Raw genomic sequence first — 24,752 nt, 5'->3', positions numbered from 1 at the left:
GGAGAGGAGGCGCCGTGATCTGGATCTGCCTGGTCGGTGTCCTCGCCGTGGTGTTCCTGGTGCGCGCGGTCCGCGTGGTGCGCCGGGTCAGGCGGGGCGACGCGGTGTGACGAGCCCGGACTCGTAAGCCAGCACCACCAGCTGGGCGCGGTCGCGGGCGCCGATCTTCGTCATGATGCGGCTGACGTGGGTGCGTGCCGTCGCCGTCGAGATCACCAGGTGGGCGGCGATTTCGTCGTTCGACAGCCCGCCCGCGACCAGTCCGAGCACCTCGCGCTCGCGGTCGGTGATCTCGCGGACGGCGCTGGTGTCGATGCGCCGGTGCTCCGGGCGCCCGACGAACTCCTGGATCAGCCGTCGGGTGACCGTCGGCGCGAGCAGTGCCTCCCCGTTCGCGACGACCCGCAGCGCGCGCAGCAGCTCGACCGGCTCGGTGTCCTTCAGCAGGAACCCGCTGGCACCCGCGCGCAGGGCTTCGTAGACGTACTCGTCGACGTCGAACGTGGTCAGGACCAGCACCCTTGTCCCGGCCAGGTCGGGGTGGGCGGTGATCCGGCGGGTCGCTTCGAGGCCGTCGACGCCGGGCATCCGGACGTCCATCACGACGATGTCGGGCCGGTGCTCGATCGCCCCGGCGACCGCCTGCTCGCCGTCCCCCGCCTCGCCGACGACCTCGAAGCCGTCTTCGGTTTCCAGCAGCACGCGGAACCCGGCGCGGACCAGGACCTGGTCGTCGGCCAGCAGGACGCGGATCATGCTTCTCCCTCGATCGGTAGCTCGACGCGGACTTCGAAACCGCCGTCGACCGGCCCGGCGGTGCACCGGCCGCCGAGCGCCGCGGCGCGTTCGGACATGCCCCGCAGGCCGTGGCCCGGCGTCGGCTGTGCGGTGCCGCGGCCGTCGTCGCGCACCTTCATCGCGAGGGCGCCGGCCCGGCGTTCGAACCGGACGTCGACGTGTTTCGGCTGGTCGGCGTGCCGGACGACGTTGGTCAGCGACTCCTGCAGGATCCGGTAGGCGGCGGCGTCGACCGGGGCCGGGAGGTCGCCGGGGTCGCCGTGGACGTCGACCGCCAGCCCGGCGTCGCGGGCGTGGTCCAGCAGCTCGCCGGCCTGGGCGAGGCTCGGCGCGGGCGCCTTGTCCTCCCCGGAACGCAGGACGGCCAGGGTCGCGCGCAGGTCGTTGAGCGCGGACGCGCTGGCCGCCTTGATGTTGAGCAGCGCTTCCTTCGCCTGTTCGGGCCGCCGGTCGGCGACGTGCGCGGCGACCCCGGCCTGCACGTTGATCATCGCGAGGCTGTGCGCGACGACGTCGTGGACCTCGCGGGCGATGCGCAGGCGTTCCTGCTCGGCCAGCCGGTGCCGGTGCTCGTCGGCTTGGGCACGGCGCGCCGCGAGCGCGTCCAGCTGGTACCGGACGGCGGTGCCGACCCCGATCACCGCGACCAGCCAGACGACGATGAACGCGACTCCGGTTTCCACCGCGAAAGACCTGGTCGTGACGACGTGCACGACGTAGGCGGCGGCGAGCGCCGAGGCACCGGTGATGCCCGCGGTGAGCGGCCCGCGCTGCCGGGTCAGCACGAACAACGCGATGGTCGGTACCAGGATGACCGGCCCACCGGGCAGGCCGGAGACGTAGTAGCCGAACGCGGAGGCGGCCGCGAGCAGGAAGAGCGTCAGCGGGAAGCGGTGGACGAACAGCAGCGTGAGGACGGTGGCGGCGAGCCACGCGAAACCGATCGGCGGCAGCGGCGACGCGCCGGGCTGCCACCGCGACGACGCACTGGTCGCCCCGAGCACGAAGACCAGAACGGCGATGGTGCGCGCCAAGCGTCCTGCCCACGGCGGCCTTCTCATACCGCGAAAACTACCGGTCGCCGGGCCGCGGCGCGTCCGTACCGGAGCGGCCTGCCGGCGTACGTCGTCAGTCGAACATGAGCGGCAGCTTCGCCGCCGTTTCCTCGTCGGCCGGGGTGTAGGTCGACATGGTGATCTCCGACCGGCGGCCGTAGTAGAGGTAGGTGAAGTTGAACTGCAGCAGCCCGACGTCCGGGTGCAGGTACCGCTTGGTGCGGATCGGCTCCGAGTTGACGTCGTGGTGCGGCCACAGTTCGGCGAACAGCGGCGACTCGGCCTTCAGCCGCTTCACCAGCTGCTTCCACGCGGGCTCGGCGACGTGATCGGCCATCGCCGCGCGGAACGACGCGATGACCCGCGGGATGTTCTGCTCCCAGTCGAGCATCCGCCTGCGCCACTCGGGGTTGAGCAGGCACTGGACCAGGGTGTTCCGGTCCTCGAACGGGAGCGCGCCGACGTCACCCATCAGCCAGGTGTAGCCCCGGTTGTAGCCGAGCAGGTCGCAGCGGGCGTTGCGGATCGCGACCGGGTACGGCTCCAGCTTCTTCAGCATGAGCTCCATCGCCGGCGTGATGACCTGGCGGCAGTCCTTCTCGCCTTCCGGCTCGGGCGCGCCGGCCAGGCGGAAGAGGTGGCCGTGCTCGTGCGGGTCGAGCCGCAGGGTGCGGGCGATCGCCTGCAGCACCTGTTCGGACGCGTTGATGTCGCGGCCCTGCTCGAGCCAGGTGTACCAGGTGACCCCGACCCCGGCGAGCTGCGCGACCTCTTCGCGGCGCAGCCCCGGCGTCCGGCGGCGGCCGGCGATCGGGAGGCCGACCTGCTCGGGCGTGATCCGCTCACGACGGCTGCGCAGGAACCTCGCCAGCTCCTGGCGGCGCAGGTCGGATTCGACGGCGGTGGTCATGGTGCCAGGATGGCACGCCTTCGAAACTGGTACCAGGTAGTGACCGATACCTGGATAAACAACAACTGGTACCAGTTTCGAAGTGGGTTGATCGTAGTACTCATGACCACGACCTCCCTTGCGCCGAGTACCACCGGCGCCCCCGCCCGGCCGGGACTGACCCCCGCCGGCCTGGTCACGGTGCTGCTGGGGGCAGCACTGCCGATCATCGACTTCTTCATCGTCAACGTCGCTCTCCCGACGATCGACGCCGACCTCCACGCGTCCACCGCCACCCTGGAACTGGTGGTGGCGGCGTACGGCATCGCGTACGCGGTCCTGCTGGTGGTCGGTGGCCGCCTCGGCGACTCGTTCGGCAGGCGGCGGCTGTTCTTCGCAGGCCTCTGGCTGTTCACGCTGACGTCCCTGGCCTGCGGGATCGCCCCGACGGCGGGCACGCTGGTGGTGGCCCGCGCCGCGCAGGGGGCGGCGTCGGCCCTGCTGCTGCCGCAGGTGCTGTCGATCATCCAGGCGACGACGTCGGGCGAGCAGCGCTCCCGCGCGCTCGGCCTGTTCGGAGCGACCGGCGGCATCTCGACGGTGGTCGGCCAGCTCCTCGGCGGCGGCCTGGTGGCGGCGGACCTGTGGGGCACGGGCTGGCGGCCGATCTTCCTGGTGAACGTCCCGATCGGCCTGGTCGTGCTGGTGCTGGCCCGCCGCCTGCCGGAGAGCCGCGCGCACAACCCGCTGGGCGTCGACCGGCTGGGCACAGCGCTGCTGGCGTTGACGCTGCTGTCGTTGCTGGTCCCCCTGATGGAGGGCCGCGCGCTGGGCTGGCCGGTGTGGACGATCGCGTTGCTGGTCGTGTCGCCGTTTTCCGCGGCCGCGTTCGTCCACGTCGAACGGCGCCTGGAGCGCCTCGGCGGAACGCCGTTGCTTCCGCCGTCGGTGATGCGCCTGCCGAGCGTGCGCCGCGGGCTGATGGTCGGTGTCCCGTTCTTCGCGGCGTTCGGCTCGTTCATGTTCGTGTTCGCGATGACGCTGCAGGAAGGCCTGCACTTCGGCCCGCTGGGCGCGGGTGGCGCGCTGACGCCGCTGGCGGTCGCGTACTTCACGGTGTCGATGCTGAGCAGCCGGCTGGTGACGCGGTACGGCCAGAAGGTGGTCCCGGTGGGCGGCGCGATCACGGCGGTGGGCATGGTGGCGCTGCTGTGCACGACGCTGTCGACGTGGCCGCACGTGACGATCCTCGACCTGGCGCCGTCGATGGTCGCGATCGGCGTGGGGAACGCGCTCGCGATGACGACGTTGTTCCGGATCGTGCTGTCCCACGTGCCGACGGACTTGGCCGGGGTGGGGTCGGGCGTGATGACGACGACCCAGCAGACGTCGCTGGCGCTGGGGGTGGCGACGCTGGGGAGCCTCTACGCGGCGTTGTCGGGCTCGATGGGAAGCCGGGAGGCGTTTGCGCTGGTGATCGGCTTGGTGGCGGTCCTGGCGGCGATCGTCGCGATCACCGGGCGGCGGCTGCCGGACCCGCGGGTGTGACGGCGGAGAGGAAGGCGGACCACGCGGCCGGCGGCACCTCGAGTGCCCCGGCCGTGGGGGCTTTCGAGTCGCGGGTGGCGATGGTGGATCCGGTGAAGGCGACCTCGACGCAGTCCGAGTTGCTGGTCCCCCCGCTGTAGCTGCTCTTACGCCAGTCCACGGTCGCCTCTCGGTCCGTCTTGAATCTCGGCGATGAACGTGTGCGACTCCTTTTGGTCCAGCGGCAGACGGGCCAGGTTGTCGAACATCAGTCTGGCGGCGCGCACCTCCGCGTCCTTCTCCACCTGCAGCGCCCCGAAGCCGTAGGAGACGTAGGCCAGGTCCGGTTCCGAGGGGTCGGGGAAACTCGCGATGAGGAAATTGCCGTGCAGGCCATCATGCGACCTCACCGCCCCGTAGCGGTCGAGCAGCGCGAGGAAGTCGTTGTAGCCGGGGATGTACCCCTGCTCGATCCGGCTCATCTTCGACGTCGAGAACCGCAGCGGGCGGCCGGCGTCCTCTTGGCTGAGCCCGGCTGCTTCGCGTAACTTGCGCAGGGTGCGGCCGAGCTGCCGTCGCCGGTAGTTCGGCTTGGTCGGCCGCTCCATGGTGTACCCCTCGTTGTCGGTCAACCACGAATCGTAAAGCGGGCGCCCCGATCTGGGATTCCCGCTTTCGGGCTCCGTCGCGCTGATTCGCGGCGCGAACCTGCTGGTCATGGGCAGCGAGGGCTATCCCCACCGGCTGGAGTACCGGCGCGAGGTCGCGCCGGGCGCGTGGGTGCACGAGTACACCGAGCTCGTCGACGACATGGGGTTCGTCATGGAGCACCGCCGTGATCGGTACCGGGACTGGACCGTCCGGTACGGCACCGAGTGCGCGTGCGACTTCCTGTTCCGGCGGCGAGCACGGCCGGGGACGTTCGTGGTCGACATCTACCGGCTGTTTCCCGGGCGCTGCGAGCACGTGGTCACCGTCCGGGTGGACTGGCCGCCGGAAAAAACCGGAAGTTCACCCGTCGGAGAACCGGGGTGCCAAGCGACGATGAAGGTGTGACGGAACCTCGGGTGCGACCGGACCCGGCCTTCGCGCTGCTCGGGCTGTACGAAACCGCGCTGCCGGAGGTCTACGGGTACCTGCTGTCCCGGTGTGGTGACCGCACGCTCGCCGAGGAGCTCACGTCCGAGACCTTCCTCGGGGCGGTTGCCGCCTGTCGCAAGGAGTACGCACCTCCAGTGAGCACCGGGTGGCTGATCGGCGTCGCCCGGCACAAGCTCGCCGACCACTGGCGGCGCAAAGAGCGTGAGGAACGCGGCCTGCGGCTCGTCCACGACAGCGAACCGGCTGTCGACGACCCGTGGGACGAGCAGCTCGACGCCCTGCGGGCGAGACAGGTGCTCGGCTCACTCGGGCCGCACCACCGGGCCGCGCTGACCCTGCGGTACGTCGACGGCCTCGGGGTTCCCGAGGTCGCCGGCCACCTGGGCCGCAGCGTGCACGCCACCGAGGCGTTGCTCGTCCGGGCCCGCGCCGCGTTCCGGCGCGCCTACGAGGAAAAGGAGGGTCGCGATGCCTGAGCCTTTCGACGCGCTTCGCCGCCCCTCCGAACGGGTCGCCCCCGACCCGGACTTCGCCGCCGAACTGCGCGACGACCTGCGTCGCTTGATCTTGAACGGAGCCGATATGACAACCACTTCCGAGGCACCGGTTGCTGCCTCGTTGAGTTCACTGACGCCCTACCTGGCGGTGTCCGACGCCCGCGCGGCCCTCGACTTCTACATCGAGGTGTTCGGCGCGACCCGCCGGGGCGACCCGATCCTGATGGACGACGGCCGCGTCGGCCACGCGGAGCTGGCCATCGGCGACGCGGTGCTGATGCTGGCCGAGGAGCACCCGGAGATCGGCCACGTGGCCCCGCGCGAAGGGGGCGCGTCGGTGCGGGTGGAGGTGCCGGACGTGGACGCTTCGGTGGCCCGCGCACTGGAGCTGGGCGCCACGCTGATCCGCGCGGTGAGCGACTCGCCGTACGGGCGGGGCGGAGCGTTCCGCGACCCGTTCGGCCAGCGCTGGCTGGTTTCCCAGGCGGCATCCCCGGCGGCGGGCCCCCGCCCGGCCCGTCACGGCGAGGCGATGTACTTCACGTTCCAGGTCCCGGAGGCCGAGCCGGCGAAGCAGTTTTACGGGGCGGTGCTGGGCTGGCAGTTCACACCGGGGTCGACGGCGGACGCGTGGGGGTTCTCGGGCCCGGGTCTCGAGGGCGGGTTGTGGGCCGGGGACCGGCAGGTGGGTTGGAAGCTGATGTACGCGGTCGACAACCTCGACGCGGCGTTGGCGCGGGTGCGGGAGCAGGGGGGTCGGGCGGGCGAGGTCGAGAACCACCCGTACGGGAACACCGCCGACTGCACCGACAACCAGGGCATCGAGTTCTGGCTGTGGGAGAAGCCCGGGTCGTGAGTCATCACTGAGCCCTGAGCGGCCTGTCTGGGTCGCACCTTGCTCGCCGAGGGCGGGGGCTGGGCCTCGCTGCCGCTCTAACGGCCTGCCGCGTACCCCTGCATTCCGCGTGCGTTCGCCGCCGCGCGCAGCAGGCCGTCCGTGCGGGAGACCGCTGATAGGCGGCCCAGGGCCCAGTCGCCGGCGTCGATCAGGGAGTGGCCGCGCGCCCGTAGTGCGTCCAATGTGGACTCTCCCAGGCGCGACTCCACCACCAGCTCGCGCGGGGTCCACGAGCGCGGGTAGAAGGAGCTCGGGAACGCCGTCGTGTGCCAGGCCGGGGCGTCGATCGACTCCTGGAGGTTCAGGCCGCCGTACACGTGGGCCAGCCAGAAGCACAGCTGCCACTGGTCCTGCTGGTCGCCGCCCGGGGTGCCGAAGGCCAGCGTCGGGACGCCGTCGCGCAGGGCCAGTGACGGCGACAGCGTGATCCGGGGACGCTTGCGCGGGGCCAGGGAGTTCGGCAGGCCCTGCTCCAGCCAGAACATCTGGCCGCGCGAATCCAGGCAGAAGCCGAGCGAGGGGATCGTCGGGCTCGACTGCAGCCAGCCGCCCGACGGCGTCAGGGACACCAGGTTGCCCGCCGCGTCGACGACGTCCAGGTGGACCGTGTCGCCGCGGGTCTGGCCCTGGGGGCCGACCGTCGGCTCGCCCGTTGCGCCGCCGGCCGCCTCGATGCCCTGCAGCGAATCCAGGATCGCCGGGAGACGTGCCGGGCCGCGGGCGTCGCCGGGGCGGAGCAGTTCGGACGCCGTGTCGGTGATCAGTGCGCGCCGGGCGTCGGTGTAGGACGCCGAAAGCAGCACGTCCAGGGGCACGTCGGTGTCGCCGTACCAAGCCTCGCGGTCCGCGAAGGCCAGCTTCGCCGCTTCGGTGGCCAGGTGCACCGTGCGCTCCGATGGCACGCCGTCCACATAGGACAGCTCGTCGCGGAAGCCGTGCAGCAGGAGCGCCTGCTGCAGCAGCGCCGGGCCCTGCGTCCAGCCGCCCAGCTTCACCAGGCGCCAGTCGCCGGCGTCGACGAACGCCGGGTCCTCGTACGACGCCGACCACGACGCCAGGTCGTCGCCCGTCAGCAGGCCCGCGTGGTCACGGCCGGAGTCGTCGCGGAACGCCTGGCGGCTGAACTTCTCGATCTCTTCCGCGATGAAGCCCTGTGACCAGGCACGACGTCCCGCGTCGAGCTGCGCTTCCCGCCCCGGCACGGACTCCGCTTCGCGCAGGAGACGCTCCCACGTGTCGGCCAGCGCCGGGTTGCGGTGCAGGCCGGACGCGGGCTTGCCGTCCGGCATCCAGAGCGCCGCCGACGTCGGCCAGTGCTCGATGAACAAGCCGGCGACGGCGCTGATCGTGTCGCCGACCCGCGACACCAGCGGCACGCCGTTGCGCGCGTAGCCGATCGCGTACGACAGCACCTCGCGAAGCGTCTTTGTGCCGTAGTCGCGAAGCAGCAGGAGCCAGGCGTCCCAGGCGCCGGGGACGGTCGCCGGGAGCAGGCCGCTGCCCGGGATCAGGTCCAGGCCGAGCGACGCGAAGTGCGCAGCGGTGGCCCCCGCGGGCGACGGGCCTTGGCCGGCCAGCGCCCGCGGGGTCGGGTCGTCCGCCGTCACGAAGAGGCCGGGCACCTGGCCCGCCGGGCCGCACAGGTGCGGCTCGGCGACCTGCAGGACGAAGCCGGCGGCGACCGCCGCGTCGAACGCGTTGCCGCCGTCCTCCAGCACCGCCATCCCGGTGGCCGAAGCCAGCCAGTGCGTCGATGCCACCATCCCGAAGGTGCCGGTCAGCTCCGGCCTCGTCGTGAACATACCCCGATGGTACGCAACGCTAACGAATTACCAAGCCGCCGGACGACGCCGTTCCGGCTCGTACGGCTGCGTGATGATTTCCATCCCGTTGCCGCCGGGATCGAGGAAATAGACACCACGGCCGCCGTGGTTGTGGTTGATTTCGCCGACCTGCTTTCCCATCGGGTCGGCGTGGTAGGTCACGCCCGTTTCGACGAGCCGCGCGAACACGGCGTCGAAGTCGTCCTCCGGGATCAGGAAGCAGTAGTGCTGCAGGCGAAGGTCCTCTTCGGAGACGCTCGCGAAGTCCAGCCGGACGCCGTTGCGCGTCTCGACGGGGATGAACGGACCCCATTCTTCCCCGACTTCGAGGTTGAGCAGGTTCGCCAGGAATTCGGCGGATTCCCGGTTGTTCCGGGACGGGACGATCAAGTGGTTCAATTCAACGGAAACGGATACTGACACGGTCGAAATGCCTCCGGGGCACTCCCGCCACCTCCATGCCTCACCCAGCCGGTGACCGACACGCGATGCCGTGCCGATCACCCTAGCGGGCCACGCACGATCAGGAAACCTTGATCCGCGCCGCCGCCCGCGGCCGTCCGACGCCCTGCCAGGACAGCCCGGCATCCACGATCACCCGCGGGTCGAGCAGGTTGCGCGTGTCGACGACGTCGATGCCGTCCATCAGCTCGGCCATCGCCGCCCAGTCGAGGTGCTTGAACTCGGCCCACTCGGTCAGCACGACGACGACGTCCGCGTCCTTGGCGACCTGGTAGGCGTCGTCGACGACGGTCATCCCGGCGATTTCGCCGTCGACGGCCGGGTCGTAGGCGGTCAGCTCCGCGCCCAACGCGCCCAGCACCGACGAGACGGCGAGCGCGGGCGAGTCGCGCAGGTCGTTGGTGCCGGCCTTGAACGCCAGCCCCAGCACGCCGATCCGGGCGCCGGCCAGCGTCCCGCCGACCGCGCCGGCGATCTTCGCGACGATCCGGTCGCGCTGGGCGATGTTCTCGTCGATGGCCGAGGTCAGCATGGTGAAGTCGTAGTTCACCGACTCGGCCACCTTGACCAGCGCGCTGGTGTCCTTCGGCAGGCACGAGCCGCCCCAGCCGGGGCCGGGCTTGAGGAACGTCCGCCCGATGCGCCGGTCGTACCCCATGCCTTCGGTGACGAGGTCGATGTCCGCGCCGAGCCGTTCGCAGAGTTCGGCGATCGAGTTGACGTAGGAGAGCTTCAGCGCGAGGTAGCAGTTCGCGGCGTACTTGACCAGCTCGGCGCTCGCCGCGTCGGCGACGACGACCGGCGCGTCGAGTTCGGCGTACAGCTCGCCGACCCAGCGTGCGGCGGCGAGGTCGTCCGAGCCGACGACGATCCGGTCCGGCCCGAGGAAGTCCGCGACCGCGGTGCCTTCGCGCAGGAATTCGGGGTTCGACACGACCGGGACGTCGGTCCGGCCGACCATCTCCCGGATCCGCTTCGACGTGCCGACCGGCACGGTGGACTTGGTGACCAGGGCGCAGCCGGCGGGCAGGACGTCGCCGATCTCGGCCGTCACCGCCTCGACCGCACGCAGGTCGGCGGAGCCGCCGGCGCCCATCGGCGTCGGCACGCAGAGGAACACCGCCTGCGCGTCGCGGACGGCGTCCCGCGCACCGACGACGAACCGGAGGCGCCCGGCCGCGAGCCCGCGGTTGACCAGGTCGTCGAGCCCGGGTTCGAGGATGTCGACGCGGCCCGCGGCCAGCCGCGAGACCTTCGCGCGGTCGACGTCCACGCAGGTGACGAAATGCCCGAGACTGGCCAGGCAGGCCCCCGTGGTCAAGCCGACGTATCCGGTTCCTACCACCACGATCCGAGCTGGCGTCATGCTGCTGAAGGTGACAGCCGGACGTGACCACCGCGCTAACGGAAACAGTCGGGCCCGGAAGCGGTGAGCGAAGACACGAACCGCACCGATGCGAACGAGCGTTAACCTGTCCCCGGATCCAGCGCAGTAGTCCGAAGGGAACGGCACATGCAGATCAACGGCACCGCGGCGCTCGTCACGGGGGGCGCGTCCGGCCTCGGCGGGGCGACGGCGAAGGCCCTCGCGGCCAAGGGCGCGCGGGTGTTCGCGCTCGACCTGGCGGCTTCGATCGAGAAGGCCGAGCAGGTCGACGGCATCACCTACGTCGAGGCCGACGTCACCGACGTCGAGCAGGTCGAAGCCGCCGTGGCGACCGCGGCCGGCTCCGGGGTGCCGCTGCGGACCGTGGTGAACTGCGCCGGCATCGGGCCGTCCGCGCGGATCCTGTCCAAGAAGGGCCGCCACGACCTCGCGCTGTACGCGAAGGTCATCCAGATCAACCTGGTCGGCACGTTCACCGTGCTGACCATCGCGTCCGAGGCGATCGCCAAGACCGAGCCCCTCGAGGACGACGCCCGCGGCGTCATCATCAACACCGCGTCCATCGCCGCGTTCGACGGCCAGATCGGGCAGGTCGCCTACTCGTCGTCGAAGGGCGGCGTCGTCGGCATGACGCTCCCCGCGGCCCGCGACCTGGCTTCGCACGGCATCCGCGTGCTGACCATCGCGCCGGGCATCGTCGACACCCCGATGCTGGCCACGGTCAGCGACGACTTCCGCGCGTCGCTCGCGGCCGGCGTCCCGTTCCCGAAGCGCCTCGCGCGGCCGGACGAGTACGCGCAGCTCGCGCTGTCGCTCATCGACCACGACTACCTGAACGGCGAGGTCGTCCGGATGGACGGCTCGCTGCGGATGGCTCCGCGCTGACCCCGGAAGGCGGCACTTTCACGTGAAAGTGCCGCCTTGGCCGCTCAGCGGGGGAGGCGGACTTCGAGGCCGATGCCGTCGCTGGTGACCGAGCAGCCGCCGAACGCGCTTTCCGCGGCCAGCGTCTCGAACTGCTCGCGGGTGAACGCCCGCCGCCGCAGCCACTTGAGCGTCTGCCGCACGGTGAACCCGGCGGCCACGCCGACGTGCATGCCGGCGACCTCGCGGTCGATGTCCGCGGGGGTGGCCTCGTGGTTGAGGTCGTGGATCACCGCGAAGCCGCCCGGGCGCAGCACCCGGTGCATTTCGTTCAGCGCCGTCACCGGCTTGCGGAAGTTCTTGAACGCGGCCTGGCAGACCACGAAGTCGAACGATTCGTCCGCGAAGGGCGCTTGCGTCACGTCACCCTGCCGGAAGTCGATGTCGAGCCCCGCCCGGTTTTCCCGCGCGATCTCGACCATGGTGTGGCTGATGTCGAGCCCGGTGACGCGGTAGCCGCGCTTGGCCAGCTCCACGGCGAAGAAGCCGGGACCGGGCGCCACCTCCAGGATCTCGGCGCCGTCGGCCAGCCCGGCGGTCACTTCGGCCGCCTGCCGCCGGTACTGCGCGAGCTGTGCTTCGGTGCCGCGGTTCTTGGCGTACAAGCGGGCCTGGAAGCCCTCCATCTCGGGCACTTTGTGCTTGCGGGTCGTCTCCATGGATCTCTCCTCTTCGGTTGAGCCGAACCGAAGAGCGCACCCGGTTATCCTTGCGGTGCCACCTCGTGGCCGGGCGTGCTCGGTTCGGGGTCGAGGACCCCGGGCGGTGTGCCAGCACCTCCCGGGGTCCGTGCTATTCCTCCACGAGCGCCCCGAGGTCGTCGGGGAGCTCGCCGGTCTCGTACCAGCGCCGCCAGGCATCCAGGCCCGGCATGGTGCCGCTGGTCAGTTCGTCCAAGAAGCCGCGCACCCAGCGCGCCTCGGCCTCCGTCATCGCGATGTCGTACTCGATCTCGATCATGAACATCCGCGGCATCAGCGGCCGCAACTGGTCGAGCACGGCCCGCTGCTTCGCGGCCCGTTCGCCGAGCTGCTCGAGCCGCTCCCGCAGCCGGCCGATCGCCTGATCCGGCCCCAGGATCCCGATCATCGACAGCCCGGACCGGAACCGCGGGGGTTCCGGCTCGACCGTGCCGACGAGCTCGCGGACCCAGTCCTCGTACTCCGCACGTCCGGCCGGGGTGATCCGGTAGACGGTCCGCTCGGGCCGCCCGCCGTCCTTGACGCTCTCGACGGCCTCCAGGAAGCCGTGCTTCTCGAGGTTCGCGACCACGGTGTAGAGCGAACCCCATTTGATCGGCACGTCGGCTTCCTTACCGCGCTCCTTCAGCACGGCCGCCATCTCGTACGGGTGCCGGGGCCGGTCCATGACCGCCGACAGCACAGCCAGGCCGAGCATGTTGCCGACCTTGCGCCGCTTCATCGGACTCCTCGCCTACGAGTACTCGCAGACGAGTATTGCGCAGGACGCGTCAGCAGGCAAGTGTCTTAGTCGACGAACTACTCAGAGATCGAGCATGTACGGCACTTCGGCCTGGGCCCGGGCGTCGATCCACTCGCGCAGCGCCCGCGTCGCGAGGACGTCGTCCTCGTTGTAGCGCAGGAGCCGTTCGCGCTGGTCGTCGTCCGGCTTCTCGCCGTCCATGCCCACGGCGTCGCGGTACCAGCGCATCGACGCCTCGCCGCCCGCCTCGGGGTCGCGCCAGGAGAACCCGGCCACCGGCGCGATCACCTTCAGGCCCTTGCCGTGGGAGCACAGGAACTGGTCGGTGACGCTGCGGAAGAGGTCCACCCACTGCTCGGAATCCACAAAGGACTGGACGTCCTTCTTCGTCGGCACGCCCGGGTGGTCGCCGAAGCGCTCGACCGAGCCGAAGAGCCAGCGGTTCTCGGCCAGCGCGTTGTAGCAGTAGGCGCGGAAGGTCAGGCCGGCCGCTTCGGTGCGTTCGCGGACGTCGGTGAGCCAGGCCCAGAACTCGGCGAAGGAGCGGGCCTCGTCGTCGGTGGGCAGCGGGTCCCACGTCGCGAAGGCGCGGTAGCCCTGGGTGACACCGATGTCAGCGCCGGTCAGCAGGCAGCCCCAGAGGTATGCGCCGGCGTCGCCGAAGCTCTCCATGTCGACGTCGACCTCGACGTCGGCGCGCGGCACCTCGACCGCCTCCACGCGGCGCACCAGCGTGAGGTCGGCCAGCCAGGCGCGGGCGAGCACGACGGCGTCCGGGAACGTGACGCCCGTCCAGTTCACCGCCGGCGGTTCGCCCGCCGGGTCGAGCGCGGCCAGCTTGTCCACAGTGGACACGCCGGCCCGGCGCAGCTCGACGGCGTCCTCACCGCGGACGACGAGGCTGACGTCCCGGGTTTCGGTGAGCACGACCTCGCACGTCGGCCACCACGGGCAGCGACGGCACTCCAGCACGCGCGACGGCTCGGCGAGCGGCTCCTCGCCGTTCGCGGCGGCGGTGGCGATGGCCAGGCGGTCGGCGAACCGGGCCTGGTACTCGGTGAGCGCGGTCCGGCCGCCCGGCCAGGTGCCCGCGGCGAGGTCGTGCCAGACGACGACGTCGGCGTCGAGGCCGATCACGCCACCGAGGGCGAGGCTCTCGTCGGCCTGCCCGAGCGTCTGCAGCATGCGGCGGATGTGCACGAGCCGGAGCTGGTCACGCGGCTGTGAGCGGACCTTGCGGCCTTCGTCGGCCTTCCGGTTCCCCGGGTCGAGATCGGTGAGCTCGGTGACGATCGCGCCGGCGCCGCGGTCGGTGATGCGGTGGCGCACGACGAGCACCGGCACGTACCCGCGGCCGCTGCGGACGAGCAGGTCGATGCCGCCACGCCGGTGCCCGGCCGCGTCGACGGGCAGCAGCGCACCCCAGATGTAGCGCGCCCCGTCGGCGAAGGCCTGCAGCGTCTGCTCGACGCGCTCGGCGGCCGGCAGGTCCCGCCCGACCTTCACCCAGTGGTCGTCGTTGGCGGCCATCAGCCGGGCGACGATGTCCTCGCGGTGGGCGGTGGCGTCGGCGATCCGCTGCTGCGCGGTGGGGTCGGGCGGCGAAAGCGGCACCTCGCGCATGGCGGGGTCGTGCTCGAGGTGCACACGCCGGCGGCAGCGGCTGACCGCGCCCGCGTCGAGTACCACCTCGGTGTTCATGGAGATCACTCTAGATTCCCACCGCCGAGCCGACATGCCCGCCACCCAGGCGACCAGTAAGTTCGACCTCGACACGTCGCAGGAGGTGCCATGGCGCGCAAGGCCAAGGTCGAGGGTGAAGCCAGGTTCACCCCTAAGAGGGCGAAGAACGCGGTCGCGGTGGCCAAGGTGCTCGGCCCGGCGGTGATTCCGGTGGTGGCGCCGTTGGCGGTGCGCGCGGCGGGCGCGGCCCGGGACGCGTACGACCGCTACCAGGCGCGCAAGCTGGGGGTTTCGGTCGACCGGCTGGGCGAGTACACCGGCCGCGGCGCGGCCCTGCACGCCCGGATCGCGGGGGTGGCCGAGGGCTGCCGGGACCTGCAGAAGTCGGAGAAGGCGTCCGAGGTGGACCGGGAGTTCGCGAAGGGCGCGCTGGGGACTTTGGAGCAGTTGTCGGCTTCGGTCCGGGCGGCGGAGCGGATGCCGGCGGCGCGGCGGAAGTCGGTGCATCGTGCGGTGGCTGGGGAGTTGGAACTGCTCGAAGGGCAGCTGTTGCACCGCCTCGGCCTCTGACAGGGCAGCCCCCGCCCTGTCCCGGGGGGCGTCCCCTGGTCCAGTCTATCGGCGGTAGGGGCCAAAAACCGGGGCGCCGGAAATCTGTGGACAACTCCGGGCCTGTGGATGGCTGATTTGACAACCGGCCGGGCAGCGTGATCGCTTCCCGGCCGGTTCGGCTACTGGATGAAGCCCTTCTTGACCATCCAGTCGTGGGCCACCTTGCCCGCGTCCTGGCCGTCGACGTCGACCCGCTTGCACAGCTCGACCATCTGCTCGTTGTCGATCGCCGCGCTGACCTTCTCCAGCGGGCCGCGAACCTCCGGGTGTTGCTTCAGCCACTCCGTGCGCAGCGTGGCCACCGCGTTGTACTGGGGGAACGCTTTCTTGTCGTCCTCCAGCACCCGCAGGTTCAGGCCCGAAATGCGGCCGTCCGTGGTGAAGACCTCGCCCACCGGGCAGGTTCCGCTCGCCACCGCCGAATAGATCGTGCCGATGCCGAAGTTCTTCACCGTCGGTTTCTGGAAGCCGTACGCCTTGACCGCGGCCGGGAAGCCGTCCTGGCGGCTGGTGAACTCCGTCTCGAGGCAGAACACCGCCTGGTCCGGCTTCTGCTTGATGAACGCCGCCAAGTCGGACGTCGTCTTCAGGTTGTTGGCCGCGCCGTACGCCTCCGTCACCGCGAACGCGTACTGGTCGTTCAGCGGCGAGTAGTTCAGCCACGTGACGCCGAACTTCTCTTCGTCCGCCTTGGCCGTTGCCTCGTACTGGGCCTTTTCGCCGCCCGGGACCGGGAGTTCGTTGCCCTGGTAGTTGATCCAGCCCGTGCCCGTGTACTCCCACGTCACGTCCGTCTGGCCGGACAGCAGCGCCTGCCGCGACGAGTTCGACCCCTTGATGTCCGAGAGGTCGACGACGTCCGCGCCCGCGGCCGTCAGGGCCATCTCGGCCATGTACGCCAGGATGATGTTCTCGGTGAAGTCCTTCGACCCCACCGTCACCTTCAGCCCTTGCAGGGCCGGGATCGGCTGGATCGAGCCCGGCTTGATGTCGTACGGGACCGCCTGGTTGACCGTCAGCCCGCAGGACGACAACGTCACCCCCAGCAGCGCCACGACTGCCATACGACGGAGTTTCATCGCAGCCCCTTCGGTCCGAAGTACTGTTCGGCGACTGCGCCCAGCCAGTCCACCAGCAGCGCCAGCGCGACGGCCAGCACCGAGCCGGTGACCAGCACCGAGGTCAGGTTCAGCTTGTAGCCGGTGTCGATGAGCAGGCCGAACCCGCCCGCGTTGACGAACATGCCGAACGTCGCCGTGCCGACCGCCAGCACCAGGGACGTGCGCAGGCCGGCCAGGATCAGCGGGACGGCCAGCGGGAGCTCGACCCGCCACAGCACCGCGGCCGCCGACATCCCGATGCCGCGGCCCGCGTCGATCAGGGCCGGGTCGACCTGCTGGATGCCGACCATCGTGTTCCGCAGCACCGGCAGCAGCGAGTAGAACGCCAGCGGCAGCGCCGCCACCCAGATCCCGCCGGTCGAGCCGGTGACGATGAACCACAGCACCAGCACGCCCAGCGCGGGCGCCGCCTGGCCGATGTTCGCGACGGCCAGGAAGACCGGCGCCAGGAAGCGCGCCCACGGCCGTGTCACGATCACCCCGAGCGGTACCGCGACCAGCACCACGATCGCCGTCACCACCAGCGTCATCAGCAGGTGGTCCCACAACGCCGTGAGCAGGGTCGACGCGTTGAGCGTCTCCTTCTCGGTCGCGTTCAGGCCGCTGGAGAACACCGCGACCAGCGTCACCGCGACGATCACCAGCACGACGATGGGCTGGGCGAACAGCCGGACGCGTTCCGCGCGTTTCGAGCCGGACTCGGTGCTGAAGCCGGTGTCGACGGCGGCCGTCGTCATGCGGACACCTCTTCGCCGTTCGTGTGCTCGTCACGCAGCTGCTGGATGGTCGCGATCACCGTGTCCAGCTGGATGGTGCCCGCGTACTCGCCGCGCGCGCCGGTGACCGGCACCGAGCCGCCCTCGGCGAGCATCGCCTCGAGCGCGTCCTGGAGCGTCGACTGCAGGCTGACGACGTCGCGCAGCGGCTTGCCGAGGTTGGCCAGCGACGTCGCCGAAGTGAGCTCGCGCGCGTGGACCCACCGCGTCGGACGGCGGCGGGCGTCGAGCACGAGCGCGAAGTGCCGGCGCGACTGGTCGAGCTTCTCCCGCACCGACGCCGGCGACTCGTCGACGGTCACGGTCAGCGCGTCCTGCTGGAGTTCGACGTCCCGGACGCGCAGCAGCGTCAGCTGCTTCAGCGACGCGCCCGCGCCCACGAACCCCGCGACCGTGTCGTCCGCCGGGTTCGCCAGGATCGCTTCGGGGGTGTCGTACTGCAGGATCGTCGACTGGTTGCCGAGCACGGCGATCTTGTCGCCCAGCTTCACGGCTTCGTCGAAGTCGTGCGTGACGAACACGATCGTCTTCTGCAGCTCGCCTTGCAGCCGCAGCAGCTCGTCCTGCAGGTTGCCGCGGGTGATCGGGTCGACCGCGCCGAACGGCTCGTCCATCAGCAGCACCGGCGGGTCCGCGGCCAGCGCCCGGGCGACGCCGACGCGCTGCTGCTGGCCGCCCGACAGCTGCCGCGGGAAGCGGTCGCGGAAGTCGGCCGGATCGAGCCCGACCAGGTCCATCATCTCCTCGACCCGGTCGTTGACCTTCTTCTTGTCCCAGCCGAGCAGGCCCGGCACCACGGCGATGTTCTGCGCCACGGTGAAGTGCGGGAACAGCCCGGCCTGCTGGATGGCGTAGCCGATCCGGCGGCGCAGCGTGTCGACGTCGAGCTTCAGCGCGTCCTCGCCGCCGATGGTGATCCGGCCGGACGTCGGCTCGATCAGCCGGTTGATCATCCGCATGGTGGTCGTCTTGCCGCAGCCGGACGGCCCGACGAAGACGACGATCTTGCCGGCCGGCACGACCATCGAGAAGTCGTCGACCGCCGGGGTCCGGGTGCCGGGGTACCGCTTGGTCGCGTGCTCCAGCTCGATTTCGACGCCGGAGACTTCCTCGTTCTCAGCCACGGACACCCCTTGAGACGGTGAAGCGCTTGATCAGGACGTAGATGCCGTCGAGCAGCAGGGCGAGGACGACCACCCCGACCGTGCCGGTGACGGCTTGGTTGAGGGAGTTCGTGCTCCCCGCGTTCGTGAGCCCGGAGAAGACTTCGGCGCCGAAGCCCGGCCCCTTCGCGTAGGCGGCGATCACCGCGATGCCCATCAGCATCTGCGTCGCCACCCGCATGCCGGTGAGGATCGCCGGCCAGGCCAGCCGCAGCTCGACGCGGGTGAGCACGCCGAAGCGGCTCATCCCGATGCCGCGGGCGGCGTCGGTGATCGCCGGGTCGACGCCGTCGAGCCCGACGATGGTGTTCCGGACGATCGGCAGCAGGCCGTAGAGCACCAGCGCGATCACGGCGGTCGCCGGTCCGAGCCCTGATAAGGGGATCAGCAGGCCCAGGAGGGCGAACGACGGGACCGTCAGGATCGTGCTAGCCAGGGCCGTGGCCACCGCCGAGCCGATCGGGCTGCGGTAGACCGCAACCCCGATCAGCACGCCGAGGACCGCGGCGATGACCGTGCACTGCACCACCATGCTGGTGTGCAGGTAGGCCTCCAGCCACAGCTTGCTCGCCCGGTCGGAGATGTAGTCGAAGAGGTTCATCCGTGTTCGCTCTCCCGCCCTTCGCGCCGGCCTTCACCCGAATGGGCTAGTTCCTGACCGACGGCTCAGTACCCACGACTCGACCCGCCGAAACCCCGGCTTCGGCCCACCGTGGCCCAGGTCGCCGGGATCGGCAACAACTGGGCTGAACCACAGGCGCGGTGCGGGCCGTGAACTTCTTGTGTGCTCACCTCACGGGATCACACGCTCACGCCGGAACAGGTCCCTTAGGCTGCTCCGCATGAGCGTTCCGGCACGGCGACCTGCCGTGCTGGGTGCTACCCGCGGAACGTTGCTCGCCGTGAGTGCCGCCGCACTTTCCGTGACCGCACACCGGCTCGCCGACGGCGGCCTGCCCGACCCGGCGATGACCGTGCTGCTCACCGGCCTGTTCGGCTGGACGGCGGCCGCGCTCACCCGCAAGGCCCGCGGCCCGGTCGCCACGCTCGCCCTGCTGGGGTCCGCCCAGCTGGTGATGCACCTGCTGCTCACCACGCTCGCCGGTCACGACATGTACGCGATGCCCGGCCGCACCGGGCTCGGCATGATCGGCGCGCACGCCGTCGCGACCGTGCTCACCGCCCTCCTGCTCGCCCGCGCGGACACGATGCTGCTCACGGTGCTGGCCGTGCTGCGGGCGTTCCTGCCGCGGCTGCTGACCCCGCTGCCGGTGCCGTCCGCGGCACCCGCGCTCGTCCCCGCCCGCGTGGCCGGCCCGGACCACCTCGTCGGCGTCGACCTGCGCCGGATCCGCGGGCGGCGCGGCCCGCCCGCGCACTCCTGAACCCCAGCTCATCCCCGTACAGCGGACACAGAGCCCGCTGCCCCTTTCTTGAGTTCATCAGGAGTGAACCCATGTCCCAGCACGTCTTCAAGCGCGCCGGTTTCCTCGCCGCCACGGTCGGTGTCGCCGGTCTCCTCGGCGCCGGCGTCGCGTCCGCGCACGTCACCGCGAACGTCTACGGCTCGCAGCCGACGAAGGGCGGTTACGCCGCGGTCGTGTTCCGCGTCCCGAGCGAGGAGCCGAACACCATGACGACCAAGGTGACCGTCGACTTCAAGGCCGACTACGGCATCGGCAGCGTGCGGACCAAGCCGCTGCCCGGCTGGACCGCCGAGGTGACCAAGTCGAAGCTGCCGGCCCCGATCACCAAGGACAACGGCACGCAGATCACCGAGGCCGTCACGGCGGTGACCTGGACCGCGCAGCCGGGCAACGAGCTGAAGGCCACCGACTACCAGGAGTTCTCGGTGAGCTTCGGCCCGCTGCCGACCAACGTGGACGAGGTCGAGTTCCCGGCGCACCAGACCTACAGCGACGGCAAGGTCGTCGACTGGAACCAGCCGACGCCGCCGGGTGGCGAGGAGCCGGAGCACCCGGCGCCGGCCGTCAAGCTGGCCGCCAAGGCCACGGGCGACGGTGACGACGACCACGCCGCGATGGGCGCGAACACGGCGTCCACCACCGGGGAGCACACTGAAGCGGCCGCGTCGACGTCGGACAGCACGGCCCGCTGGCTCGGCGGGGCCGGCCTGCTCGTCGGCGCCATCGGCCTCGGCGTCGGGGCCGGCGCGACCATCCGGGCCCGCAAGGCCACGGCGAAGCCGGGAGGCAACAGCTAGATGCGGAAGGCGCTCGTCGCGCTGGCGTTGACCGGGGTGGCCGTGCTCGGCACGGCCACTCCGGCGCTGGCGCACAACGTGCTGATCTCTTCGGACCCGGCGAACGGCTCGTCCGTCGCGACCAGCCCGGCGAAGATCAGCCTGACCTTCGACCAGTACGTGCAGGGTGCGGACGTCAACCAGATCGCGGTGACCGGACCCGGCGGCGGCCAGTGGGCCGAGGGGCCGATCACCGTGGTGAACAACGTCACCAGCGCACCCCTGCGGCCGCTCGGCCCGGCCGGGAAGTACACCGTCGGCTACCGGGTGCTTTCCGCGGACGGCCACCCGGTGACCGGGGAACTCACCTTCACCCTCACGACCGCCGGCACCGGCACGCCGGCGACCGTCGACGCGGCGAGGTCGCCGGGCGGCTCCTCGTCGGCCGCGCCGCAGTCGTCGTCGAGCGGGGTGCCGATCTGGGTCTGGATCGCCGGTGCGGTCGTGCTGCTGGCGATCGGCCTGACCGTGGCCCTGCGGTCGGGCGGCAAAATCGAAGAAGAGAACTGATGACCCAGGCCGAGACCACCGCGAAACCCCGCTATTCGACGCTGCTGTGCGTCGTGACGGCGGGCCTGCTCGGCGCCCTGATCGGCGTCGCGCTCATGTCCACCGCCCCGGTGCCCGGGGTGGTGGAACCCAGCGCGGTGGTCTCGGCCGGCATCCCGGTCGTGCGCGTCCTGCTCGACCTGGCCGCGGTCACGACCATCGGGCTTTCCCTGTTGTCCGTGCTCGTCGGCTACGACCGGCCGAAGCTCACCGAGCCGGTCATGCGGCTGGCCCGCCCGGCCGGCGTCGCGGCCGCGCTCGTCTGGGGCACTGCCGCGGTGGTCGCGCTCATCCTGCAGACCGCGGAGTTCAAGCCGGGCTCCTCGACGCTCTCGCCGTCCGACATCGGCCGGTACATCGCCGCCGTCGGCGCCGGGAAGGCGCTCGTCATCGTCGCGGTGCTCGCGCTCGTCCACGCCGGGATCGGCGCGCTGGCGCTGCGCTTCGGCGAGAAGGTGCCCGCCGAGGTCCGGGTCGGGCTCGGCCTGTTCGCGCTGCTGCCGCTGCCGGTCACCGGGCACGCGTCGAACTGGAACTACCACGACTACACGATGATCTCGATGGAGCTGCACGTGATGAGCGCCGTCGCCTGGACCGGCGGCCTCGGCGCGATGACCGTGCTGCTCGTGGCGAACCGGACGCTGCTGGCGCACGCGCTGCCCAAGTTCTCGAAGCTGGCGACGCTGTGCCTGGTCATCTCGGCGGCGACCGGGCTGTTCAACGGCCTGATCGAGATTTCGCTGAACCCGACCATCAGCTTCTGGGCGGCGATCTTCACGACGCCGTACGGGCAGCTGCTCATCCTGAAGACCGTGTGCACCGGCGTGATCGCGCTGCTCGGCGCGAACGTCCGCTGGCGGCTGATGCCCCGGATCATCCGGCACGACCGCACGTCGCTCGCCGCCTGGGCGACGCTCGAGCTGACCGTGATGGGGCTGGCCTTCGGCTTCGCCGTCGTGCTGACGCGGGCGCCGGTCGTCGCCTCCTGACGTCGTCCCCGCAGGTAGGACCGGGTGTGAAGTCACGGCGAGTAGCTGCAACTTGCGCATTGGGGCGACGAGTAGACCATTGGGGGCGACCGGTCGGACCGAACTTTCTACCCTGAGCGGGCGGCATTTCGGATGCGACGAACGGTCATTTGCAGTCGGCGAATGCACGTGCAGTCTGTGGTGTCGATCACACCAAGTGACACATGACGGTCAGCGGTAACGCGTCCACCGCGTGTCGGTCCGCGCGTTGCGGAAGTCGTCCAGCCGCCGGTACAGCTCCGGACGCACCTGCGGCCGGCTGCGCAGGATCGGCAGCACGCTCGTCGTGAGCTTCAGCTCGCGGATCCCCCGCAGGACGGCGAACCCGGGCCACGAGGTCACGTCGAAGCCGTACGCCGCGGCGAACGTCCGGTAGCGCACCGGCGGGTCGCCGAACCGCTCGCGGCCGACCGCGAGCGGCGTCAGGTCCCATTCCGGCGGGCCGACGCACGAGGAATCGAAGTCGCAGAGCACCGGCCCAGCCGGGCCGGGGATGACGTTGCCGGGGTACGCGTCGCCGTGGACCAGGCCCCTGGGCAGCGGAAACTCCAGGTCGGCCAGCTGGGCTTCGAGCTCGGCGCAGCGTTCGAGCAGGAACTCCCGGTCGGCGTCGCTGATCTCCTCGGCGTCCGACACCCGGGCCCGCACCGCGGCGAACGGCGCCCACTCCGCGAGACCGTCCGGCGCGGGCAGGGCGTGCACCTGGCGCAGCAGCCGGGCCAGGTCGGTGGACGTCGCCGGGCGGCCGATGCTCGGCACCTGGTGCCACACGGTCACCAGGTGCGCGCCGACCTCCAGTGGCTGCTCGACGTCGGCGAGGAGCCGGATCGCGGGGACGCCGTGGCGCTCGAAGTGCCGGGCCACGCACACGACCGTGCCGACGCGGTGCCGCAGCTGCGTCGAGCCGACGATCCGGATCACGAACGGCGCCGTGACCAGCGCGTACACCGCGTTGTTGGTGAACCGCAGCAACCGCGCGCCCGCCGGGTCGAGGTCCAGCAGCGCGCAGGTCTCGGCCAGCACGCCACGCAGCTTCCCGGAGGTGAACCGGCCGTCCAAAACCGCGCCGGCGCTTTCGGCGTTATGCGGCGTAGAAAGCGTGGAGGCGGTCGGCGAGGTCACGGGCATCGGCGTTGTTGCGGCGGCGCTCGGCCTCCTCCTGCAGGGGCCGCATCCGGTCCTTGACCCGCTCGGACTTGATGCCCTCGGCGCAGTCGATGGCCTTGCCGCCGACCTTGGCGCCGTGGTCGAGGTCGCCGTCGAGCAGGTGGTTGGTGGCGAGCGCGCTCAGCATGAACGTCTTGGAGCGGGCCATTTCGTCGTCATAGGACTCGACGGCCCTGCTCAGCGCCGGGATCGCGTACTTCGTGTGCTCGGCGTTCTTCTGCGCGAGGACCGTGTGGACGGTGCCGACCATGGCGTAGACGTCGGTCTCGGTGAAGAACTTGACCCACGACTCGGCTTCGGCCAGGTTGGCGCGCTCGAACTCGTCCTTGCTCCGGCCGAGCAGCTTCACCGCCTGCTCTTCGTTGCCCATCATCGCGTAGGCCCACGCCTCGTTCGCGCAGAGCACGGAGACGGCCAGCTCGGAACCGCTTTCCTGAGCCGCGATCTGGCCCAGCTGGAACAGCTTGAGCGCGTCGTTCGGGGCGTCCTGGTGCAGGTAGACGCGGCCCATGCGGTAGAGGACGTTCGCCACCAACGGGTGGTTTTCGCCCTGTTTGGCGAGGTCCAGCGCGTTCGCGAAGTGCCCGCGGGCGGAGTCCATCAGGCCGGTGTCGAAGGAGGTCCAGCCGGCCAGCGAGTGGAGGTCGGCCAGCGCCACGTACAGCCGGTTCTTGACGATCTCGGTGCCGTGCGCCTCGAGCATCTGCTGTCCCCAGGACAGCTGCGCCACGACGGCGTCGCGGCAGAACCCGCCGCCGTACTGGTAGTCCAGCGCCCGGAGCGCGCGCGTCGCGGCCTCGACCTGGCGCACGTCGGTCATGCCGATGCGCCCGGGAGCCGGCGTCCTGGCCGGTCCGGCCGACCACGTGCCCGATTCCGGGCCGAAGACCGCCGCCCCCATCGTGACCTGGGCAGCGTGCGCGAGGAACCTCCGTCGCTTCACGGACTCGTCCTCCTCAGCCTGCTGGCCGTCGGCGGAGCCGACGACCCGTATCGCCGTGGCCTCGTCGTAAGCGAGGCCCATGTATCCACGGGGGACGCCCAGGCCGTCGGCGATCCTCGTGAGCACGTCGTAGGCCATGACCTGGCGACCCTTGAGGATCTCCGACACCTCGGACTGGGATTGGCCGGTCATCGCGGCGATCTGGCGCTGCGAGACACCGTGCTTGCGCAGGAGCCGGTACACGGCGCTGATCTCGCGCGACGCGAGAGCCGTTCTCATCTCCGGCTGCTCCCACGCGTCAGCGGGAACTGCGTGGCTCTGCCGGGCTTCGGCACTGCCACCGTTACTGGCGTCCATCGCGCCCCCTCCACTGTCCGGTCGGGCGTCTGTGAAACAGCGTAGGCAAACCTGCGGAACCGTGTGAACAGCCGAACTGGTGCCCTGATCGGTCCGGGCGAAGTCCGTTGACCGCTTACCGTGGAACCGAGCCCAGTCACCGCTATGACGCCGATTCCACCTTCTATCGCACCCGGTTACACCTCACTGTAGTTGTCAGATCTCCGTCACCGCCCGGACACCGGTAGCGATCACGGAGAGCTACGAAAACCGCAGCGTTGTGCTAGGGCGATGTTGCAGAAGGCAT

27 protein-coding genes are annotated in these 24,752 nt (G+C 70.7%); 10 read left to right on the top strand and 17 right to left on the bottom strand.

The features are described 5' to 3' along the window. Positions 1 to 87: 87 nt before the first annotated feature. From AB0M93_RS22310 to AB0M93_RS22300, 3 genes are all read right to left on the bottom strand, one after another. Entirely contained in the window at positions 88 to 756 is a 669-nt protein-coding gene (locus tag AB0M93_RS22310; protein WP_364276079.1) for a response regulator transcription factor, read from the bottom strand. Continuing rightward, positions 753 to 1,859: a sensor histidine kinase gene (locus tag AB0M93_RS22305; protein ID WP_364276078.1), complete on the bottom strand. Its 1,107-nt coding sequence runs from the start codon at positions 1,857 to 1,859 to the stop codon at positions 753 to 755. The genes AB0M93_RS22310 and AB0M93_RS22305 overlap by 4 nt, the downstream gene beginning before the upstream one ends. A gap of 67 nt (positions 1,860 to 1,926) precedes the next feature. Then, positions 1,927 to 2,763, bottom strand: a complete 837-nt coding sequence (locus tag AB0M93_RS22300; RefSeq protein ID WP_364276077.1) for a helix-turn-helix transcriptional regulator — start codon at positions 2,761 to 2,763, stop codon at positions 1,927 to 1,929. Positions 2,764 to 2,865: 102 nt separating this feature from the next. Here AB0M93_RS22300 and AB0M93_RS22295 point away from each other — a divergent pair, with 102 nt between their 5' ends. Then, complete coding sequence (locus tag AB0M93_RS22295; protein ID WP_364276076.1) at positions 2,866 to 4,290, top strand: MFS transporter; 1,425 nt, start codon at positions 2,866 to 2,868, stop codon at positions 4,288 to 4,290. Here the strand turns inward: AB0M93_RS22295 and AB0M93_RS22290 are convergent. Then, entirely contained in the window at positions 4,256 to 4,450 is a 195-nt protein-coding gene (locus AB0M93_RS22290) for a DUF397 domain-containing protein (protein WP_364276075.1), read from the bottom strand. The genes AB0M93_RS22295 and AB0M93_RS22290 overlap by 35 nt on opposite strands. Further along, positions 4,437 to 4,901, bottom strand: coding sequence for a Scr1 family TA system antitoxin-like transcriptional regulator (locus tag AB0M93_RS22285; protein WP_364276074.1), 465 nt, complete (start codon positions 4,899 to 4,901; stop codon positions 4,437 to 4,439). The genes AB0M93_RS22290 and AB0M93_RS22285 overlap by 14 nt, the downstream gene beginning before the upstream one ends. Before the next feature lie 85 nt (positions 4,902 to 4,986). Between AB0M93_RS22285 and AB0M93_RS22280 the strand changes: the two genes are divergently transcribed. Genes AB0M93_RS22280 through AB0M93_RS22270 form a run of 3 tightly spaced genes read left to right on the top strand, consistent with a single transcriptional unit; the run spans position 4,987 to position 6,723 of the window. Then, the gene (locus AB0M93_RS22280; RefSeq protein WP_364276073.1) at positions 4,987 to 5,325 is read left to right on the top strand and encodes a hypothetical protein; all 339 of its coding nucleotides are present in this window, start codon (positions 4,987 to 4,989) and stop codon (positions 5,323 to 5,325) included. Continuing rightward, the gene (locus AB0M93_RS22275; protein ID WP_364276072.1) at positions 5,322 to 5,846 is read left to right on the top strand and encodes a sigma-70 family RNA polymerase sigma factor; all 525 of its coding nucleotides are present in this window, start codon (positions 5,322 to 5,324) and stop codon (positions 5,844 to 5,846) included. The genes AB0M93_RS22280 and AB0M93_RS22275 overlap by 4 nt, the downstream gene beginning before the upstream one ends. After that, on the top strand, positions 5,839 to 6,723 hold the full coding sequence (locus AB0M93_RS22270; RefSeq protein WP_364276071.1) for a VOC family protein: 885 nt from the start codon (positions 5,839 to 5,841) through the stop codon (positions 6,721 to 6,723). Before AB0M93_RS22275 ends, AB0M93_RS22270 begins: the two co-directional genes overlap by 8 nt. A 77-nt stretch (positions 6,724 to 6,800) precedes the next feature. Here the strand turns inward: AB0M93_RS22270 and AB0M93_RS22265 are convergent, their stop codons facing one another. The 3 genes from AB0M93_RS22265 to AB0M93_RS22255 form a co-directional block, all read right to left on the bottom strand. Beyond that, on the bottom strand, positions 6,801 to 8,567 hold the full coding sequence (locus AB0M93_RS22265) for a gamma-glutamyltransferase (RefSeq protein WP_364276070.1): 1,767 nt from the start codon (positions 8,565 to 8,567) through the stop codon (positions 6,801 to 6,803). Between the two features lie 27 nt (positions 8,568 to 8,594). Further along, positions 8,595 to 8,978, bottom strand: a complete 384-nt coding sequence (locus tag AB0M93_RS22260; RefSeq protein WP_364276069.1) for a VOC family protein — start codon at positions 8,976 to 8,978, stop codon at positions 8,595 to 8,597. Positions 8,979 to 9,111: 133 nt separating this feature from the next. Further along, the gene (locus AB0M93_RS22255; protein ID WP_364276068.1) at positions 9,112 to 10,416 is read right to left on the bottom strand and encodes a UDP-glucose/GDP-mannose dehydrogenase family protein; all 1,305 of its coding nucleotides are present in this window, start codon (positions 10,414 to 10,416) and stop codon (positions 9,112 to 9,114) included. Between the two features lie 147 nt (positions 10,417 to 10,563). On the opposite strand from AB0M93_RS22255, the gene AB0M93_RS22250 reads away from it, so the two are divergent. Then, entirely contained in the window at positions 10,564 to 11,322 is a 759-nt protein-coding gene (locus tag AB0M93_RS22250) for an SDR family NAD(P)-dependent oxidoreductase (protein ID WP_364276067.1), read from the top strand. A gap of 44 nt (positions 11,323 to 11,366) precedes the next feature. Here the strand turns inward: AB0M93_RS22250 and AB0M93_RS22245 are convergent, their stop codons facing one another. The 3 genes from AB0M93_RS22245 to AB0M93_RS22235 all read right to left on the bottom strand — a co-directional run bounded on the left by AB0M93_RS22245 (position 11,367) and on the right by AB0M93_RS22235 (position 14,505). Further along, positions 11,367 to 12,020, bottom strand: a complete 654-nt coding sequence (locus AB0M93_RS22245) for a class I SAM-dependent methyltransferase (protein WP_364276066.1) — start codon at positions 12,018 to 12,020, stop codon at positions 11,367 to 11,369. Between the two features lie 133 nt (positions 12,021 to 12,153). After that, the gene (locus tag AB0M93_RS22240; RefSeq protein WP_364276065.1) at positions 12,154 to 12,783 is read right to left on the bottom strand and encodes a PadR family transcriptional regulator; all 630 of its coding nucleotides are present in this window, start codon (positions 12,781 to 12,783) and stop codon (positions 12,154 to 12,156) included. 81 nt (positions 12,784 to 12,864) lie between these two features. Continuing rightward, positions 12,865 to 14,505 (bottom strand): TM0106 family RecB-like putative nuclease, encoded by a 1,641-nt coding sequence (locus AB0M93_RS22235; protein WP_364276064.1) that lies wholly within the window; start codon positions 14,503 to 14,505, stop codon positions 12,865 to 12,867. Between the two features lie 90 nt (positions 14,506 to 14,595). Between AB0M93_RS22235 and AB0M93_RS22230 the strand changes: the two genes are divergently transcribed. Further along, the gene (locus tag AB0M93_RS22230; protein ID WP_364276063.1) at positions 14,596 to 15,057 is read left to right on the top strand and encodes a DUF6474 family protein; all 462 of its coding nucleotides are present in this window, start codon (positions 14,596 to 14,598) and stop codon (positions 15,055 to 15,057) included. A gap of 161 nt (positions 15,058 to 15,218) precedes the next feature. On the opposite strand, the gene AB0M93_RS22225 is transcribed toward AB0M93_RS22230, so the two are convergent. Genes AB0M93_RS22225 through AB0M93_RS22210 form a run of 4 tightly spaced genes read right to left on the bottom strand, consistent with a single transcriptional unit; the run spans position 15,219 to position 18,760 of the window. Next, positions 15,219 to 16,178: a glycine betaine ABC transporter substrate-binding protein gene (locus tag AB0M93_RS22225; RefSeq protein WP_364276062.1), complete on the bottom strand. Its 960-nt coding sequence runs from the start codon at positions 16,176 to 16,178 to the stop codon at positions 15,219 to 15,221. Continuing rightward, complete coding sequence (locus AB0M93_RS22220) at positions 16,175 to 16,957, bottom strand: ABC transporter permease (RefSeq protein ID WP_364276061.1); 783 nt, start codon at positions 16,955 to 16,957, stop codon at positions 16,175 to 16,177. Before AB0M93_RS22220 ends, AB0M93_RS22225 begins: the two co-directional genes overlap by 4 nt. Next, on the bottom strand, positions 16,954 to 18,120 hold the full coding sequence (locus AB0M93_RS22215; protein ID WP_364276060.1) for an ATP-binding cassette domain-containing protein: 1,167 nt from the start codon (positions 18,118 to 18,120) through the stop codon (positions 16,954 to 16,956). The genes AB0M93_RS22220 and AB0M93_RS22215 overlap by 4 nt, the downstream gene beginning before the upstream one ends. Continuing rightward, the gene (locus AB0M93_RS22210) at positions 18,113 to 18,760 is read right to left on the bottom strand and encodes an ABC transporter permease (RefSeq protein WP_364276059.1); all 648 of its coding nucleotides are present in this window, start codon (positions 18,758 to 18,760) and stop codon (positions 18,113 to 18,115) included. The genes AB0M93_RS22215 and AB0M93_RS22210 overlap by 8 nt, the downstream gene beginning before the upstream one ends. A gap of 292 nt (positions 18,761 to 19,052) precedes the next feature. Here AB0M93_RS22210 and AB0M93_RS22205 point away from each other — a divergent pair, with 292 nt between their 5' ends. The 4 genes from AB0M93_RS22205 (at position 19,053) to AB0M93_RS22190 (ending at position 21,960) form a co-directional block, all read left to right on the top strand. Then, a complete protein-coding gene (locus AB0M93_RS22205; protein WP_364276155.1) occupies positions 19,053 to 19,544 on the top strand; it encodes a hypothetical protein in 492 nt (163 codons plus the stop codon). Between the two features lie 71 nt (positions 19,545 to 19,615). Further along, complete coding sequence (locus AB0M93_RS22200; protein ID WP_364276058.1) at positions 19,616 to 20,383, top strand: YcnI family protein; 768 nt, start codon at positions 19,616 to 19,618, stop codon at positions 20,381 to 20,383. After that, positions 20,384 to 20,932, top strand: coding sequence for a copper resistance CopC family protein (locus AB0M93_RS22195; protein WP_364276057.1), 549 nt, complete (start codon positions 20,384 to 20,386; stop codon positions 20,930 to 20,932). Beyond that, positions 20,932 to 21,960 carry a CopD family protein gene (locus AB0M93_RS22190; RefSeq protein WP_364276056.1) on the top strand — a complete coding sequence of 343 codons (1,029 nt, stop codon included), beginning with the start codon at positions 20,932 to 20,934 and terminating at the stop codon, positions 21,958 to 21,960. Before AB0M93_RS22195 ends, AB0M93_RS22190 begins: the two co-directional genes overlap by 1 nt. 210 nt (positions 21,961 to 22,170) lie before the next feature. Here AB0M93_RS22190 and AB0M93_RS22185 read toward each other — a convergent pair whose 3' ends face one another. Then, on the bottom strand, positions 22,171 to 23,058 hold the full coding sequence (locus AB0M93_RS22185; RefSeq protein ID WP_364276154.1) for an aminoglycoside phosphotransferase family protein: 888 nt from the start codon (positions 23,056 to 23,058) through the stop codon (positions 22,171 to 22,173). Positions 23,059 to 23,080: 22 nt separating this feature from the next. Beyond that, positions 23,081 to 24,466, bottom strand: a complete 1,386-nt coding sequence (locus AB0M93_RS22180) for a helix-turn-helix transcriptional regulator (protein WP_364276055.1) — start codon at positions 24,464 to 24,466, stop codon at positions 23,081 to 23,083. Between the last annotated feature and the right edge of the window lie 286 nt (positions 24,467 to 24,752).

Origin of the sequence: Amycolatopsis sp. NPDC051102, from assembly GCF_040682815.1 — a bacterium.
GTDB lineage: Bacteria > Actinomycetota > Actinomycetes > Mycobacteriales > Pseudonocardiaceae > Amycolatopsis.
This window is presented reverse-complemented; position numbering and strand designations above follow the sequence as displayed.